This is a genomic window from Actinomadura sp. 6K520 (assembly GCF_004349245.1).
Lineage (GTDB): Bacteria > Actinomycetota > Actinomycetes > Streptosporangiales > Streptosporangiaceae > Spirillospora.
In genome coordinates this window covers 1-1,662 of the sequence record NZ_SMLC01000382.1, presented here as the reverse complement: position 1 = coordinate 1,662, position 1,662 = coordinate 1, and the positions used below count along the sequence as shown (strand labels likewise).

Genomic DNA, 1,662 nt, shown 5'->3' with positions numbered 1-1,662 from the left:
GGATGTGGGGGTGCGGCGAAGGGGGTGGTGACGGGCGAGTACTTCGGATGAGAGGTGTGCACGATGGAGATGCGACATTGACCGCTGACTTGGGCCGGCAGGTAGGGGACGCCGAGCTCGTCGCTCGGTTTCGGCGGGATCCGGACGAGTTCACCGCCGTCTACGATCGCTACTTCCCCGACGTGTACCGGTACGCGGTCGGGCGGCTGGACGTGCAGGCGGGCGAGGACATCGCCGCGGAGACGTTCTGCGTGGCCTTCGCGCAGCGGGACCGCTTCGATCACCAACGAGGTGGCCTGCGGCCTTGGCTGTTCGGTATCGCCACGAACCTGATGGCGCGGCATCGGCGCAAAGAGGCCCGCCACTACAAGGCACTGATACGGACGGGCGCGGCGACCTCCGTCGAGGGCCACGAGAGCCGCGTCGTCACCTCGCTGGCCGCGCGGCGCCTGCAGCCGCAGCTCCTCAAGGCCCTCGCCAAGCTGAACCAGGGGGAGCGCGACGTCGTCCTGCTCGTCGCGCTCGGCCAGCTCAGCCATGAGGAAGTGGCGCAGACGCTCGGCATCGCCGGCGGCACGGTTCGTTCCCGGCTCAGCCGAGCCCGTACGAAGTTTCAGAAGATGATCGATCAGGAGGAATTCCATGGATGAGCTGGAGCTTCTCGGGGCCACGCTGACCAAGCCGGACCCTTCCGCCGAGACCGTCGACCGCCGTAGGCACCAGCTCCAGAACGCCATGCGCGAGCCCGTGCGCCGGCGCCGGTCCCGCCGACCGGTGATCGCGATCGGGGTGGCGGCCGCGACGGGGGCCGCGGCCGTCGCCATCGTCGTCGCGGGCGGGGAGTCGCCTGACTCGACGTCCAGGGACGGTACGACCGTCGTCCAGATGTCGGGTCCGCAGGTGCTTCTCGCCGCGGCCGCCGTCGCGGAGACCAAGCCGGCGGCCTCGGGCACCTACTGGCACGTGAAGAGGGTCGCTCCGAGCAGCGGCGACCACCAGACCGTCGAAACCTGGACCACGGCCGACGGCCGGGGGTGGATCCGCTTCGACGGCGGGACGCTGAGGAAGGTGCCCGGGCGGCAGCCCGTCACGGTGCGCGGCACCGATCTCGGGATCGCGGAGATCGCGAAGCTGCCGACCTCCGCCGCCGAACTGAAGGCGACGCTGCTGGAGAGCAGGACCACGGGGCAGAAGCACGCGCAGATCACGAAGGAGACCAACCTGCTGCTGCTCCTGACGGACCTGCTCAGCGACGTTCCGGCGCCGCCCAAGGTCCGTGCGGCGGCACTGCGGGCGCTCGCCACGCTCCCCCACGTCAAGAACCTGGGGAAGGTCCCCGGTGGGCAGAGCCTGCTCTTCGCCGGGGACGGCGGCGGGACCAAGCTGGTGGTCAATCCCAAGACCTCCGAGGTGAACGCCGAAGGCTACGCCGACATCAACGGGAAACAGGAGTCGATGGGCGGGATCACCTCCACGTCCAGGTGGACCAACGAACTCCCCCGATAGCGGGGGTGTCACGGTCGTGTGGCCGGTGGATCAGGGGACCGATCCACCGGCCACACGGCGGGTCGGTCGTGGTGGTCGGTGTACTCAGAACGGTGCGGTGGCGCTCTGGATCAGCGCACGGGATTCGGGTGCGTGGGGCTCGTTTGAGGGGGTGGG

At 69.7% G+C, this 1,662-nt stretch carries 2 protein-coding genes; both read left to right on the top strand.

What is annotated here, in order from left to right:
* The first annotated feature begins 77 nt into the window (after window positions 1-77).
* Entirely contained in the window at window positions 78-650 is a 573-nt protein-coding gene (locus E1289_RS37470; protein ID WP_131988917.1) for an RNA polymerase sigma factor, read from the top strand.
* Complete coding sequence (locus E1289_RS37465; protein WP_131988915.1) at window positions 643-1,506, top strand: CU044_5270 family protein; 864 nt, start codon at window positions 643-645, stop codon at window positions 1,504-1,506. Before E1289_RS37470 ends, E1289_RS37465 begins: the two co-directional genes overlap by 8 nt.
* Window positions 1,507-1,662 lie beyond the last annotated feature (156 nt).

Excerpts from the sequence above, each read along its gene's own strand:
- E1289_RS37465 (WP_131988915.1), top strand. The coding sequence starts at position 643 with ATGGATGAGCTGGAGCTTCTCGGGGCCACGCTGACCAAGCCGGACCCT.